This window comes from Cupriavidus sp. SHE (assembly GCF_000812445.1).
In the GTDB taxonomy this organism is placed as follows: Bacteria; Pseudomonadota; Gammaproteobacteria; order Burkholderiales; family Burkholderiaceae; genus Cupriavidus; species Cupriavidus metallidurans.
In genome coordinates this window covers 1-12,954 of the sequence record NZ_JWMB01000079.1, presented here as the reverse complement: position 1 = coordinate 12,954, position 12,954 = coordinate 1, and the positions used below count along the sequence as shown (strand labels likewise).

At 60.0% G+C, this 12,954-nt stretch carries 15 protein-coding genes; 9 read left to right on the top strand and 6 right to left on the bottom strand.

The features are described from left to right. The 3 genes from RN01_RS34440 to RN01_RS30250 form a co-directional block, all read left to right on the top strand. Positions 1-753: glycosyl transferase family 2 (locus RN01_RS34440; RefSeq protein WP_039016822.1), on the top strand; the 753-nt coding region annotated here is incomplete at its 5' end. Between the two features lie 204 nt (positions 754-957). Beyond that, complete coding sequence (locus RN01_RS30255) at positions 958-2,025, top strand: porin (protein ID WP_008642729.1); 1,068 nt, start codon at positions 958-960, stop codon at positions 2,023-2,025. 533 nt (positions 2,026-2,558) lie between these two features. Then, positions 2,559-2,855 (top strand): hypothetical protein, encoded by a 297-nt coding sequence (locus RN01_RS30250; RefSeq protein WP_008642731.1) that lies wholly within the window; start codon positions 2,559-2,561, stop codon positions 2,853-2,855. Positions 2,856-3,080: 225 nt separating this feature from the next. On the opposite strand, the gene RN01_RS30245 is transcribed toward RN01_RS30250, so the two are convergent. The 3 genes from RN01_RS30245 to RN01_RS30235 all read right to left on the bottom strand — a co-directional run bounded on the left by RN01_RS30245 (position 3,081) and on the right by RN01_RS30235 (position 4,889). After that, positions 3,081-3,659 (bottom strand): site-specific integrase, encoded by a 579-nt coding sequence (locus RN01_RS30245; protein ID WP_223277383.1) that lies wholly within the window; start codon positions 3,657-3,659, stop codon positions 3,081-3,083. Between the two features lie 404 nt (positions 3,660-4,063). Beyond that, entirely contained in the window at positions 4,064-4,273 is a 210-nt protein-coding gene (locus RN01_RS30240) for a hypothetical protein (RefSeq protein WP_008642736.1), read from the bottom strand. Between the two features lie 199 nt (positions 4,274-4,472). Then, positions 4,473-4,889: a copper resistance protein CopE gene (locus tag RN01_RS30235; protein ID WP_223277382.1), complete on the bottom strand. Its 417-nt coding sequence runs from the start codon at positions 4,887-4,889 to the stop codon at positions 4,473-4,475. Between the two features lie 391 nt (positions 4,890-5,280). Between RN01_RS30235 and RN01_RS30225 the strand changes: the two genes are divergently transcribed. Together RN01_RS30225 and RN01_RS30220 are read left to right on the top strand one after the other, a co-directional pair. Further along, complete coding sequence (locus RN01_RS30225; protein ID WP_011229397.1) at positions 5,281-5,742, top strand: CzcE family metal-binding protein; 462 nt, start codon at positions 5,281-5,283, stop codon at positions 5,740-5,742. Between the two features lie 122 nt (positions 5,743-5,864). Further along, positions 5,865-6,101 carry a hypothetical protein gene (locus RN01_RS30220; RefSeq protein WP_008652083.1) on the top strand — a complete coding sequence of 79 codons (237 nt, stop codon included), beginning with the start codon at positions 5,865-5,867 and terminating at the stop codon, positions 6,099-6,101. Positions 6,102-6,210: 109 nt separating this feature from the next. On the opposite strand, the gene RN01_RS30215 is transcribed toward RN01_RS30220, so the two are convergent. Then, complete coding sequence (locus RN01_RS30215) at positions 6,211-7,476, bottom strand: hypothetical protein (RefSeq protein ID WP_008652084.1); 1,266 nt, start codon at positions 7,474-7,476, stop codon at positions 6,211-6,213. A 161-nt stretch (positions 7,477-7,637) separates the two neighbouring features. Between RN01_RS30215 and RN01_RS34965 the strand changes: the two genes are divergently transcribed. From RN01_RS34965 to RN01_RS30195, 4 genes are read left to right on the top strand one after another with little or no spacing between them, the layout of a single operon-like run. Next, positions 7,638-7,910 (top strand): DUF2933 domain-containing protein, encoded by a 273-nt coding sequence (locus tag RN01_RS34965; protein WP_008652085.1) that lies wholly within the window; start codon positions 7,638-7,640, stop codon positions 7,908-7,910. Beyond that, positions 7,903-10,320, top strand: coding sequence for a heavy metal translocating P-type ATPase (locus RN01_RS30205; protein ID WP_011229398.1), 2,418 nt, complete (start codon positions 7,903-7,905; stop codon positions 10,318-10,320). Before RN01_RS34965 ends, RN01_RS30205 begins: the two co-directional genes overlap by 8 nt. Before the next feature lie 44 nt (positions 10,321-10,364). After that, on the top strand, positions 10,365-10,778 hold the full coding sequence (locus RN01_RS30200; RefSeq protein WP_011229399.1) for a DUF411 domain-containing protein: 414 nt from the start codon (positions 10,365-10,367) through the stop codon (positions 10,776-10,778). A 43-nt stretch (positions 10,779-10,821) separates the two neighbouring features. Further along, a complete protein-coding gene (locus tag RN01_RS30195) occupies positions 10,822-11,346 on the top strand; it encodes a cytochrome c (protein WP_011229400.1) in 525 nt (174 codons plus the stop codon). A gap of 94 nt (positions 11,347-11,440) precedes the next feature. Here RN01_RS30195 and RN01_RS30190 read toward each other — a convergent pair whose 3' ends face one another. Continuing rightward, complete coding sequence (locus tag RN01_RS30190; RefSeq protein WP_011229401.1) at positions 11,441-11,917, bottom strand: plastocyanin/azurin family copper-binding protein; 477 nt, start codon at positions 11,915-11,917, stop codon at positions 11,441-11,443. A gap of 71 nt (positions 11,918-11,988) precedes the next feature. Further along, the gene (copD, locus tag RN01_RS30185; RefSeq protein ID WP_017510649.1) at positions 11,989-12,906 is read right to left on the bottom strand and encodes a copper homeostasis membrane protein CopD; all 918 of its coding nucleotides are present in this window, start codon (positions 12,904-12,906) and stop codon (positions 11,989-11,991) included. Positions 12,907-12,954: the final 48 nt, after the last annotated feature.

The following is a 12,954-nucleotide window of genomic DNA, read 5'->3' as shown; positions in this document are numbered from 1 at the left end:
GAGCAAGGTTTCGATGTCGTCTACGCGACCCGGCGGACCCGGGAGGGCGAATCCTTCCTGAAGAAAGCCACGGCCCACTGCTTCTATCGCCTGATGGGGAAGGTGAGTGACATCGACATCCCCGCCGACACCGGCGATTTTCGTCTGATGAGCCAGCGCGCGGTCGCGGCCATCGGCCAGCTCCGCGAACAGAACCGTTTCATGAAAGGTCTGTACGCGTGGATTGGGTACCGACAGACCTCTATCCTCTACGACCGGGATGCGCGCGCTTCGGGAAAAACGAAGTTCAACTACCGCCGCTTGTTGAAGCTCGCGATCGATGGCGTCACGGGATTCTCGACAATTCCTCTGCGGATCGCCACGTCGGTCGGCTTGATCGTCGCTGTCCCGGCGTTTTGGATGGCGCTCTATACCGTTGGCAAAACGCTGCTATTCGGCGATCCGGTGCGAGGCTATCCGTCCCTGATGACCGTCGTGTTGATGCTTGGCGGACTGCAACTCTTCTTCCTGGGCATCCTTGGCGAATATGTGGGCCGTCTGTTCAACGAAGCCAAGCGCCGGCCGCTCTATCTCGTTGCGGGCTATACCCCCGCTAGAGAGATGGATGAGGAGGGTATCCCATTCCGAAGGGTCTCGGATGCAACGAGGTCTATGGATGTTGTCGTCAGGGCTGTGCGGCGTGCGGATTCGGTGGAACATTCTCCCGCGCCCCTTGACATTGCATCGTCGGAAGTAAGAAAGAATTGGACGTGATGCGGAGATGATATAGGTACGCATCGGTATAGGAATTCAAAAAATACTGAGATCAAGGCATAGTGGTAAACGATAAATTTATAGATGGTCGTTGTCATTTAACAACCAAAAATGTTCAAGTAATCGCCCTGCAAGGTATGCGTAATATTCAATCTAATATTCTCCCGATCACTGCAGGGCCTACCTTTGAAGGAGAAATGTGAAATGAAGATTCGATGTGGAGTCGTGGCTGCGACAGCCAGTTTGATTGCGGGCACGGCGTTCGCGCAGTCCAACGTGACGCTTTACGGTGTCGCGGATGCGGGTATTGAGTACCTCAGCAACGCGCCTTCTGCTAGCAATGGATCGAACTTGGTCCGCATGAGTTCCGGCAATATGTCGACGTCGCGCTGGGGTCTACGCGGTAGCGAGGATCTCGGCGGCGGTCTCAAGGCTGTGTTCGAACTCGAAAGCGGCTTCTCGCTGGATACGGCTGTGCTGAGCAGCAGCCCTCGACTGTTTGACCGGGCCGCCCTGGTTGGCCTGGGCAGCAAGTATGGTCTGGTGACCCTGGGTCGCCAAACCACGCCGATCTACGACGTGGGCCTGCAACTCGACCCCATGGGCTTCGCACCGCGCTATTCGCTGTATCGCAGCGATGACATTATTGCCGGTCGCGCCGACAATGCGGTCAAGTATCGTGGAACGTTCGGTGGCCTGACCGCCACCGCCTTGTACAGCTTCAGCCGCACAGGTGGGGGCGAGATCCCCGGAAATTTCAAAGTCGATCGTAACATCGGCATCTCGCTGATGTACGAGACCGGCGGTCTCGCCGTTGGCGCGGTCTATGACGAGTTCCGCGGCTCGACTGTGGCAACGGACGAACGAAAGGACCGTCGCGCGTTGGTGGGTGCGAGTTATGCATTCGGTCCCGCGAAGGCCTTCCTGGGGTATCGCTGGTTCAATGGTAACGCCGGCACGCTGGCTGCCAGCGGGGCTAACCTGTACTGGGCCGGTCTGCGCTACAGCATGACGCCGGCGCTGAGCCTGACGGGCGCTGCCTACTACACGGATACGCGCAACTCCAGTGCCGATCCGCTCATGTTCGTGGCGTCGGCCGACTATGCCTTCTCGAAGCGCACGGACGTCTATATGAACGTGGCCTATGCGAGGAACAAGAATGGCTCGCAGCTCGGCCTGAACGGCTACAACTCGCTTTCGGGTGCACCTACCAGTGTCGCGCCGGGCAAGAACCAGGTTGGCGCGGTCATCGGCGTACGTCACAAGTTCTAATCGAATTCTTCAAGATCGACACTCCCTTGCTAACAACAAGAGAGCTTGAGGCCACCATATCGGTGGTCCTTTTTTTGTACACATTCATAGAGACATTGCCGTATTCCGGAAATTATTGACGGTATAGAATTTAAAAACGTCTTGACGAATATGTCATGCCATCGTGGCGGTCGGGATTCATAACCTTCTGAACTGCTACTACTATCCGCTCTACAGCCAACTGCTGGTAACGGCAACAACACGAGTTACCTTCCTGCGGCGGGCATCACGCTGAAGGCGATGTATCAGCACCGCTTGTGAATGCGCGGCAAGGTCTCCTTGCCTTGTCATCCGTCGGATCCACTATTGCGGGCCGGATAGCCGGGATGCCGCGGTGAGGCGGCTGGTCGCTGATGTGTCCGTAGCGCCGCAGGAGCACGAGGCAGTGTGGCTGGAGTCGCGAAGCATCTCAATGACAGACAGCCCGGATGTCAGGCTTGGCCGGTCACCTCTTGCCATCTCAGCTAGAGATGACATAACGAAGCACAGCCCCGGTGATTCGGTTACCACGGCGCGGCTACAGCGGGGCGCCATCAGAAGACGACAGGTATCTTCCCGCGTTCGCGCCATCGCTGCACGTCTTCACCGTGTGGGGCGCCACGTGGCTGCACGCCTCGGATCTGCTCGGCAGCACAGCCACGCTCAAGCTGTATGGTGAGGCCGGGGCGGCCTGCGCCATGGCATGCGAGGCCAACAAGGCCCCGGCAGCGGCCATTAGTATGCATCGTCGGATCATCATGGTTTTCTTTGCCGCGCTTATGCACGGCTTCTCCAGCCTGCGAACACTGTAGTTTCCCGTGCCTCACGCAAGCATGATGCGCGCGTTACGATCCTGTTAAGCTCAGGCGCGGCAATGTGCCCCTGGGCCTATCGGCTTGCAGCTCGATGCCGGTAGCGGCTTGGTGGCGAGCGCTAGGATGCGGCCAATCGCGGATTTCCTTTGACGTTGCTTCGCGGTGCAGGCGCGCTCAATTCAGGAAGATCACGCCATCCGCGAAAAGCGCAAGCTCAGCATGCTATCGGCGGATGGTCTGGGCGAGGCGGTCCGCTGTCCGATTGCTCGATAGTCCGAGGCGTCGCGTGATTTCGTCACGCCGCAGCCCCTGGAGGAGGGCGCGTCGGCAGTACGTGTTGCGTAGAATCCGCGGGCTCATATCCACCACGTCGAAGCCGATGGCATCGAAGGCCTCGCGTACGATCTTCCCAAGACTCATGTACGTGATGGGGGTGCCGGTGCGCTTTAGGGTGAACAGCAGGTCGCCATAGACGGGTGCCTTGCGGCGGATGGCCAGCCATGCTGACAACGGCGCGACGGAAAAGGACTCAAGGTCGATGGTGCGAGGCAATTTCTGGGATTTCGCCGGCACATGCAAATAGAGGGGCGCCGCGTCGGGGAGCAGGTCTTGCACGCGGGTCATTCTACCCTCGCCGGCAGTGACACCCGTGCCGAGAAAAAATGCAACGATCGCGCGGCATCGCAGTTGCGTGGGGTTGTCGCCGCTTAGTGGTTGTACGAATTCCTGCAGGCGTGCATCCACTTCCTCGGAGAGGTAGAGGCACTCGGGATCGTCCTGAAGCCATTGGTCGGCCAACATCAGCTCCGCAACAGGGTTGGCTGCACGCAGGTCAACGAGGACCAGGTGGCGGCACAACCTGTCCAACAGTTTGAGAAAGCGCAACCGGGCGGCCGTGTCGGCGGCCCCTGCCGGTCACAGCTCGTAGCTCGGCGTTCGTAGCGATACCTGTCGATAGGTCGATGCTGTGCCAGTCCCCAGTCCCCAGTCCCCAGTCGTCTGGAGGATCGTTTCGCAAAAAAAAGAGCGGTTGCCCAGATCGAAGCAACCGCTAAGGGTTCCACCGGGGGAACGGCAGATTTCAAGGATATCGGACCCAGCGATGCGAAGACGAGGGCCAGTGGAGGAGTGGGCCGATATCGTGTCCTGTGTTCGTACAAGTCAGACGCCGCGAGGCTGGCATCTTCGCTGCATTCCTGGATGGGCTATTTCGCGATGTCTTCTCCCACGCGATGCTCAATCGTTGCACCACCGCCGTACACATCGAAGTCCGCGGCTTTGGCGCCGTCCGTGTACGGATCCCTCGGTCGATGAATCTGTCCACGCTCAGCATTGCGCGCGGTTTCTGCAATGGCGCTGCCGATACCGATGATCGAGACCATGAGAGCGAACAGGGCCGCAGTGGTGCGTTTCATGAGTTGCCTCCTGTTGAGTTCTATTCAATATGATCCGGTCCCCCTTTGGACAAGGATCGTCTGCGCGTGTGCCGGAACGCAATGGGCACGACGGTCGGGGGCGCGATACGCCCTAGCAATTCGACAATGTCAGTCTAGTCCGGCCAACCGAACCTACAGATGACCCTCCCATTACAACTGCAGAAAGCTTTGGGGTGAACTAGGTCTCGTTGCGAGGAGCTGCAAATCGGCGGCGATCTTCAGCGATTACCCATTTCGCGAGCGCGGAGTCGGACAACTGTGTCGCACACAGGCCGTACCACTGGCGAATGGCATCCGCCCAGATTCTTCTCTCGGCGGCTAGCGACGCGAGGTAGAACTGGAGCTCCGCCGGCAATCGGGCAGGATGCCCGTCTTTGCTGCCGATCGTCAATTCATCCAGAGCTCGCTGCAGGCCTTCGCGTCTGTGCGCCCACCACGCGTCTTTGCCGCGCTCCGCCAGCAAACACTGCAAATGGGCTCGCAGGGCGACGACCTTGGACCAGGTGACGACAGGCAGTTCGTCGTTGCTGCTACGTAGCCAGCTCGACAGCGCGTCGACGTCAGGTTCTCCCGCACTTCCGAGGAGGCCTGGCATGTATGAAGCCATCGGCGAGACGGCGTCCTGGAGCAGTTCACGGCTAACGGCCGATGGCAGGGACCGCAGCCACTCGATAAGAGCGTAAGGCGGTGACAGGGAAATTGGGGTGGGGCAAGCCATAAGCATGTTGAAGCAGCAAAAAAAGGTTCTCGTCCTTCGGTCTGAGATGGGCATCGCATCGGTGCCACTAGCCCGTCGGAACAGGTCACGATGCATCGTGACGCGAGGCTTTGGCGTAAGCGTCTGGAAGGCTAACGCAACGCTGACAATCTCGGTTGCGCTATTCGCGGAGCTTTCCGAGTTGTAACGGGTGGGTAAGGTGTTCGTATGGGCTGGATGGCTAACATCGTTGGCAAGGGTTAGGCCCGAAACTTATAAGGAGAACATCATGACATCTCAAAAGCCCTCGATCGCGTCGTTCATGCTCGGCGTCGCCGCACTTCTCGCAACCTCCGTTGCATGGAGCGCTGACAAACTCGAATCCACCAACCCAGCCGGGTGGTCACAGCAGGCCCAGATTCAAGTGGCTGCACAGCATGATCATGGCGCCAGAGCCGGTCTCTCTTCGTTGTCCGCTATCAAGCCCGGTCCGGAGGCTTCCCTGTTCGGCAGCGAGGCGCCGGCGGGAAGCACCTCGCGCGTCGTCGACGTTGCGCCGGGCCTGAAGTATGTGAATGTCGATTCGGGCGAGACCGTAACGTTCAAGAGTGGGGCGAGCGAGATCACTTTCGCTTTTGCGCAGTTGGACCGTAACAAGGCCGTTGCCCTCAACGTGCTCTTCCCGGAATTGCCTGGTGGCCAGGGCGTCTGGGTGTACATCGAGCAGAGCGAACTCTACATCGGCGGTTGACCCGGCGACAGTGCCAACAGCGCACCTGTCTGTTTTGTCATGTTCCGGTCAGGCTGGGGTCGGCAACCGTCACGTAAGCTGTATATCAACGGTTCGCTGAACCCAACCTCTTGGAGATTGCGATGAAAACGCTGAAGAAGAGTGTCCTGCTGGTGCTGGCAGTCGCCACGCTTGGTGGAACGGCAGGAGTCGCGAACGCCGGGGTAACTTCCCCGCGCGATCCCTATACTGATGGCGGCCACTCGATGGGGGGGCGCGATCCGTTCACGGATGGTGCGCATTCGATGGGCACGCGTGACCCGTTCACCGACGGCGGACATTCCATCGGAACCCGCGATACGTTCTCTGACGGCGCTTGATCGTCAAGGTCCTGGCTGAGACGGCACGCGCCCATGGCGCACCGAATAAGGCTCGGTGTCGTCCATGGGCGTTGTGCATTCTGGAGCCCCGCCGGCCGTGAAGCGCGAACTACAAGGATTTGGCGATCGCCTCGATCGGCTTGATGCCCATGCCAAAGCGTGCGATGTTCTCCCGATGCTCGCGAAGGCTGGAGTATGGGACGTATCGCATGTTGAGTTCCGCGACACGGCTGAATGCCGGCCGGCTGAGTTGCGCACGGACTTCCGCTTCGCGGTTATCTGGCGCCACGAGGAATAGATGTTTGGTGGCGGATTGACTGGTGCCCAGGGCAAGATCCAGCAGCCGCACGATGCCGGAGTAGATCGATGTCGAATGCTCGACCTCGAACGCGGCGGCCACCTCAAGGGTTGCGGGATCCAGCCAGACCGCGTCGATCAGCGGGACCGTCTCACCGCCCGAGACGAGCAGCGTCGCCGGTAAGGCGGACAAACACCCAAGACTAAGGGGCTCGCCATTGTATTCGCGCCCCCGGTCGTTGGTCGCGATCCAAACCGCGTAGCCGAGCGACTTCCCGAGATCTCTTAGCCAGCCTTGGACTTCGGTATGCGTGGCATCTTCAAGTTTGTCTGCCTGGATCTGCTTGGCGAGTGCGGACGCCTGTTCCCTGACCTTGGCCAGATCGTCTTCCCACGCGCTGACCTCGCCGGGCAGATCGTTGCATGGCGGAGCGGGATAACGCCCTGTGCCGACGTCAAATAACAGGCCGGCCAGCGCGCCAAGATCATTGGAAAGGACATCACGATAGCGATGATTGAGCGCCAGGATGCGATCGCGCATCGCAAGGTAGTGATCCCACTTGCCCAGCTTGACTGCCGCACCGGTCAGGGCGTTGTAGCCGTTCACGATCGCTGTATTGAACGGTGGAAGCAGGGTGGGGTGGATAAAATAGAGCAGGTTGGCGACGGCGGGGCCGAGGCCTTTGATCCCCACGCCGCTCAGTCGCTGGATCGCGGTGAGCATCTCTGCTTCGGTATCGCAACAATTGCACGTGTGAAGCAACCTTGCGAACGCACGCTGGTTGTCGGCGTTCTCGTAAATATCGGGAATGCGCAGTTTCGGCTTCCAGAGAAACGCGTGATCGGCACCCTTGAAGATCTGCCGCTGTTCGGCAACCGAAGCGACAACGGTCTCCAGCGACGATCCTCGGTACGCATTGCCAAAGGTGCCTGCGTGAATTTCCTCGACGACGGCGCCGATCCCGCGCCGGATGGATCTGAAATTCTTGAGGCGTTTAGGCCAGAGGAACCAGGTTTGATAGGTGCCGCTTGGATCGGATTTCCAGCGTTCGATGAGGGTTCGGGTGGTGTCTGTCATGGCGTCACTTTTTTGCCGGGCAGTGTATCACCGCGGACCCGGAATACTGTGCGCCAAAACGATCGCAAGCGAACTTGACCTTCCCATGGCGGGAAGGATTATGGTGTATCGAGTTAGCGTTGTCGGGTCGTGGCTTGGCTAATTGTCTGAAAGGTGACGTCATGGATTCCCACGTAGTACAGGATGCTGGGTCGAAGACCGGGTTCAACCGGCGTGCGATTGCGGGGCTTGCTCTTGGGGCCGTGTCGATCGTCGCGCTCGCTTTCGCTGCCTCGGACTGGAAGCGGCTTGCATCGATGTTGCCTTTTGGGCTAGTGTTGCTGTGCCCGTTGATGCATTTCCATCACGCCGGGCGTCACCGGAATTCATCCTCGGCGAGAGGTAACGAGGCAAACGAACAGCGCGTCGGAATACAGGAGTCGCACAATGAATGACCGTAGCCCGCTCCCGCCACACGAGCACTCTGCGCACGGCGGAGCGTCGCCAGGCGATCATGACGCGCATCATGACCATTCGCATGCCGGGCATAGCTCGCAATGCGATGGCAATCGCGCGTCCGAGGCCGACTTGAAAGATCCGGTGTGTGGAATGGCCGTATCGACGGAGTCAAAATTCCGAGCCGAACACGATGGCAAGCAGTATTACTTTTGCAGCAACTCCTGCCATCAGAAGTTTCTGCAGGAGCCGGCGAAGTATGTGGGGGTGAAGACCTCTGATACCACGGAACCGGTTGCCGCGCCGGAAGGGACCATCTACACGTGCCCAATGCACCCGGAGATTCGTCGGGATCGTCCCGGGAACTGCCCGAAGTGCGGGATGGCGCTGGAGCCGCTGTTGCCGGATATCGAGGACGGCGAAAATCCAGAGCTGACGGATTTTCGACGCCGCTTCTGGTGGACGCTGCCGCTGACCGCAGTCGTCTTTGTACTCGCGATGTTCGGGTCTCGGCTGGGCTTGATGTCACCCGACATGCAAAGCTGGATGGAGTTTGTTCTGGCGACGCCGGTCGTCCTGTGGGCGGGCTGGCCATTTTTCGAACGCTGCCTGCAATCGTTCGTCAATCGCAGTCCGAACATGTGGACCCTGATTGGGCTGGGAACTGGTGCTGCCTATATCTATAGCGTGGTGGCGACGATTGCGCCGGGCGTTTTCCCGCCCGCGTTCGCCGCGCATGGGCGTATTGGCGTGTATTTTGAGGCCGCCGCGGTCATCATCTCGCTCACCCTGCTCGGGCAGCTTCTTGAGCTCAAGGCGCGCTCGCAGACCTCCGCCGCAATCAAATCTCTGCTCGGCCTGGCACCAAAAACTGCCCGCCGCATTGGCACCGACGGACAAGAGGAGGATGTGGCCCTGACCCACGTTCACGTGGGAGACCTGTTGCGGGTCCGGCCCGGCGAAAAAGTACCCGTGGACGGCGTCGTCACGGAAGGTAGCAGCTCCATCGACGAATCGATGATTACGGGCGAGCCGATGCCGGTTTCAAAGCGCGCGGGTGACCACGTCATTGGCGCGACGATCAACACTTCGGGCAGCCTGATCATTCGGTCGGAGAAGGTCGGTGCGCAGACCATGTTGTCCCAGATCGTCCAGATGGTTGCCCAGGCACAGCGGTCGAAGGCGCCGATGCAGCGCATGGCGGATCGCGTTGCTGGGGTATTCGTGCTCGCAGTCATTGGTGTGGCGGCGGCCACGTTTCTCGCGTGGGGACTCTTCGGCCCCGAGCCGAGTTGGGTATTTGGCCTGATCAACGCGGTCGCCGTGCTGATTATCGCGTGCCCATGCGCGCTTGGATTGGCCACGCCGATGTCCATCATGGTCGCAAGCGGTAAGGGTGCTGCGAACGGCGTGCTATTTCGGGATGCGGCGGCGATCGAAAACCTTCGCAAGGTTACCGCACTGATTGTGGACAAGACCGGTACATTGACCGAGGGCCGACCCGCCTTTGCGCGATCTGTGGGGATCAACGGCTATGGCGACGAAGAGGTGCTGTGGCTCGCCGCAAGTCTTGACCAAGGGAGCGAGCATCCGCTAGCCGCCGCGCTGGTTTCCGCCGCACGGGATGCAGGGTTGACCCTGGAGAAGGCAGAAAATTTTGAATCAAGCACAGGGATTGGCGTTCGAGGCAAAGTGGGGGGGGAAAGGCTGGCCATTGGCAACACGGCGCTCATGGAGGAGGAGCGTGTCCAGGTTGAGCCGTTGCGTGCGCAAGCCGAGGACCTGCGCGCACAGGGAGCGAGCGTCATGTATCTGTCCGTTGACGGCACGCTGGCTGGGCTACTTGCCGTGTCGGACCCTATCAAGCACTCGACACCAGAAGCGTTGCAGAGTCTGCGGGACGAGGGTATCCGCGTGATCATGGCCACCGGTGATGGCCTCGCCACAGCGAAAGCGGTGGCCACCAATCTGAACATTGACGAGTTCCGTGGGGAAGTGAAGCCCGCCGACAAGCTTGCGTTGGTGACGCAACTGCAGGACGCTGGCGACGTGGTGGCCATGGCGGGTGACGGGATCAATGACGCACCTGCACTGGCCAAGGCCGATGTGGGTATCGCCATGGGCACCGGGACCGATGTTGCAATGAACAGCGCCCAGGTTACCCTGGTCAAGGGCGATTTGCGCGGCATCGCCCGGGCCCGAAACCTCTCGGAAGCGACGATCCGTAACATGAAGCAAAACCTGGCATTTGCCTTTGTCTATAACGCGCTTGGCGTGCCCTTGGCCGCTGGCGTCCTGTACCCGTTTACCGGGTTGCTGCTGTCCCCCATGATTGCGGCGCTCGCGATGAGCCTGAGTTCCGCATCGGTGATTTCCAACGCGCTGAGGCTCAGGCGGACGGCTGTCTGACGCGAGCCGATCGTTGTTGCAAGTTCTGTACAAGGAATATTTTAATGAAATACCTGTTTGCCGCTGCCATCCTGGCAGGAAGTGCCGCGTCGTATGCCGCGGCGCCTGCCATGACGGTCTATAAGGATCCTAACTGCGGTTGTTGCGAAGAGTGGGTGAAGCACATCAATCAAGCCGGCTTCCCCCCCAAGGTGATCAACTCGACGGATGTGACCTCGGTAAAGACGCGGCTTGGGGTGCCGGCCTCATTCAGTTCCTGCCACACCGCCGTGCTGGAAACTAGCGGCCAGGTCATTGAGGGGCATGTGCCGGCCTCCGCTATCCAGAAACTGGTGGCCAATCGCGCAGTCAAGGGCGTCGCAGTGCCTGGCATGCCGACCAACGCACCGGGCATGGGCAAGCTGAACGGCGGCCTGGTCACGGTGGATTTCCAGGGCAAGCCCTTCTCCCAAGATTAAAGAAATCAGAGCTGGCGGCACCAATGCCGCCAGACAATGCTGCATGGAAGAATCCAACAAGCCGCGCTGGAGGATCATCGGCCTCCTGGGGTTAGGTACCGTCGCCGCGACGGTCATCGCGCTGCAGGCCAAACGCTATCTGGAGACACCGCAAATCCCCGATCGGGCACGGAGTGGGCGTGAATTGCGCATCGACACATCGGATTTACAGCGGGTGGAGCGAGGCAGGCAGCTATATGCGCAGGCATGTGCGGCGTGCCACGGTGCCAAACTGGAAGGGCAGCCGAACTGGCGCGATAGGCTGCCAAGTGGGCGGCTGCCGGCCCCACCACACGACGCGTCAGGCCATACCTGGCACCATGCGGACGCGATACTGTTCTCGCTCACGAAGAATGGATTGGTACCAGGCGTCTCTGCGCCGAGCAATTATGTCAGCGACATGCCGGCCTTCAAGTCGTCGATGTCAGACGAGGACATCGTTGCAGTACTGGCCTACATCAAAAGCACCTGGCCAGAGAAGATGCAGGCCGCCCAGCGCGAGGCGACCAACGAGTACATCGGTCGCTAGCCTGTCGAGAAACAAGAACGGCCTCCATGCCTGTCGTCATCACAGGTTGGAGGCCATCGGTCAGTTTGGCGGGAGTGGTTAGTCGCGTGCCGCGCTATTTTCTCACAACGACCTTGCCGACCATACCGGCTTCGAAGTGGCCGGGCACCAGGCAGGCGAAATCGACCGTTCCAGGCTTTTCAAACCGCCAGACGAGAGTTCCCTGTGCGCCCGGTGCGAGCGTGAGCTTGTTCGGGGCAGCGTGCTTTTCGCCGGCCATCTCCCGCATCATTTTTGCATGCTCTTTCAGTTCGGCCGTCGTGCCGATCACCATCTCGTGCTCGATCATCCCGGCATTGCGTACCTGAAACCGGATGGTGTCACCCGCTTTCACCGGGATCGCGTCGGGCGAGAATCGCATGGTGTCGTTCATCGTGACGTCCACCGTACGCGTGGCCTTGGCACTAACGCCAGGTTGTCCTGCGACCGATGCAGCCGGTTTGCGCGTGGCCGAGCTGTCATTGCTCGGGGCGGCTGTCGCCAGCGACGGTACAAAGGCCACAGCGATGAGAGAAAGCGCGAGTGTCTTCATGGCGAACCTCGGTGGTGGGATGTTAGGGATGGGCCGAGTCGGATCGACTCAGCCTCTGAATTGGACGGGTCTTACATTTGCATGGGGGAAAGAATGCCGAGCGATGCAACCAGAATCAGGATCAGCGTCGCGGCGCCGGTCTCGATCGTCAGGCTGCGTTGCAGCGTGCGTACGGCGACCACGTGATCCCCGGTGCGAACCGCATGTTCAAGCTGCGGGCTGAGATGGAAACGGTTGGCCGCTGCGAGCAGCAGCATGATGCCGAAGAGTGCTAGCTTGAATAGCAGCAGGCCACCGTACGACGCCAGGCTCAGTTCCGGCAGTTGCAACCCAATAATCATCCAGTAGTTGACGACGCCGGTGACCACCAGGGTGGCAACCACCATCGTGCCGACCTGGGCGAATCCATTGGACGTCCGGCTCAGTAGCGCCACCTTGTTGGGGGTTGCGGCCGTGCGGGACAACACAACGAAGGCAATCAGGGCACCGAACCATGCGCCGGCTGCGATCAGGTGTGCGATGTCTGATGCAAGGTGGATATAGCCCTTCACGCCGTCGTCCATCGCGCCGTGCCCTCCCCACGCCAAGGTTGCCAGCGCGAACGCGGCACCGCCTGTTATGGCGCTGAACTGGGACAGCGGCCGATTACGCAGGAAGAGCGCGGCGAGCAGACACAGGAACAGGGCAACCACACGAACAATCCAGGCCGTACCGAACGCGGTCTCGGTCACAATCATCTCGAAAACGTGGCCTTGAAGTTCCGTGTACGAAGCGGCGCCCGTCATGCCCTTCGCCATGACGGCGATGTTCACGAACGACAGGACGATACCGAGCGTTGCGGCCACCTTGCAAAGAGTTGCAAAGGAGGCACCGATCGGTGACCGCCGCTCCTCCTGGCGCAATGCATACAAGGCGAACAGCGGAAGGCCAAACAGCGCTGCGAGATCTAGATAGAGTGCGAAACGCACTGCGACAGTTGCCCAGTCCATTGCAGCTTACTTGACGGTGAAGGTGATATTGCCGTTGATCGGATGGGT

What these genes read in the sequence shown, in the direction of transcription:
- RN01_RS30215 (WP_008652084.1), bottom strand. Translation starts at nt 7,476, where the DNA reads ATGACAGACACCACCCGAACCCTCATCGAACGCTGGAAATCCGATCCA.
- RN01_RS30205 (WP_011229398.1), top strand. Translation starts at nt 7,903, where the DNA reads ATGAATGACCGTAGCCCGCTCCCGCCACACGAGCACTCTGCGCACGGC.
- RN01_RS30190 (WP_011229401.1), bottom strand. Translation starts at nt 11,917, where the DNA reads ATGAAGACACTCGCGCTTTCTCTCATCGCTGTGGCCTTTGTACCGTCG.
- RN01_RS30255 (WP_008642729.1), top strand. Translation starts at nt 958, where the DNA reads ATGAAGATTCGATGTGGAGTCGTGGCTGCGACAGCCAGTTTGATTGCG.
- RN01_RS30245 (WP_223277383.1), bottom strand. Translation starts at nt 3,659, where the DNA reads ATGTTGGCCGACCAATGGCTTCAGGACGATCCCGAGTGCCTCTACCTC.
- RN01_RS30195 (WP_011229400.1), top strand. Translation starts at nt 10,822, where the DNA reads ATGGAAGAATCCAACAAGCCGCGCTGGAGGATCATCGGCCTCCTGGGG.
- RN01_RS30200 (WP_011229399.1), top strand. Translation starts at nt 10,365, where the DNA reads ATGAAATACCTGTTTGCCGCTGCCATCCTGGCAGGAAGTGCCGCGTCG.
- RN01_RS30225 (WP_011229397.1), top strand. Translation starts at nt 5,281, where the DNA reads ATGACATCTCAAAAGCCCTCGATCGCGTCGTTCATGCTCGGCGTCGCC.
- RN01_RS30240 (WP_008642736.1), bottom strand. Translation starts at nt 4,273, where the DNA reads ATGAAACGCACCACTGCGGCCCTGTTCGCTCTCATGGTCTCGATCATC.
- RN01_RS30220 (WP_008652083.1), top strand. Translation starts at nt 5,865, where the DNA reads ATGAAAACGCTGAAGAAGAGTGTCCTGCTGGTGCTGGCAGTCGCCACG.
- RN01_RS34965 (WP_008652085.1), top strand. Translation starts at nt 7,638, where the DNA reads ATGGATTCCCACGTAGTACAGGATGCTGGGTCGAAGACCGGGTTCAAC.
- RN01_RS30235 (WP_223277382.1), bottom strand. Translation starts at nt 4,889, where the DNA reads ATGCCAGGCCTCCTCGGAAGTGCGGGAGAACCTGACGTCGACGCGCTG.
- copD (WP_017510649.1), bottom strand. Translation starts at nt 12,906, where the DNA reads ATGGACTGGGCAACTGTCGCAGTGCGTTTCGCACTCTATCTAGATCTC.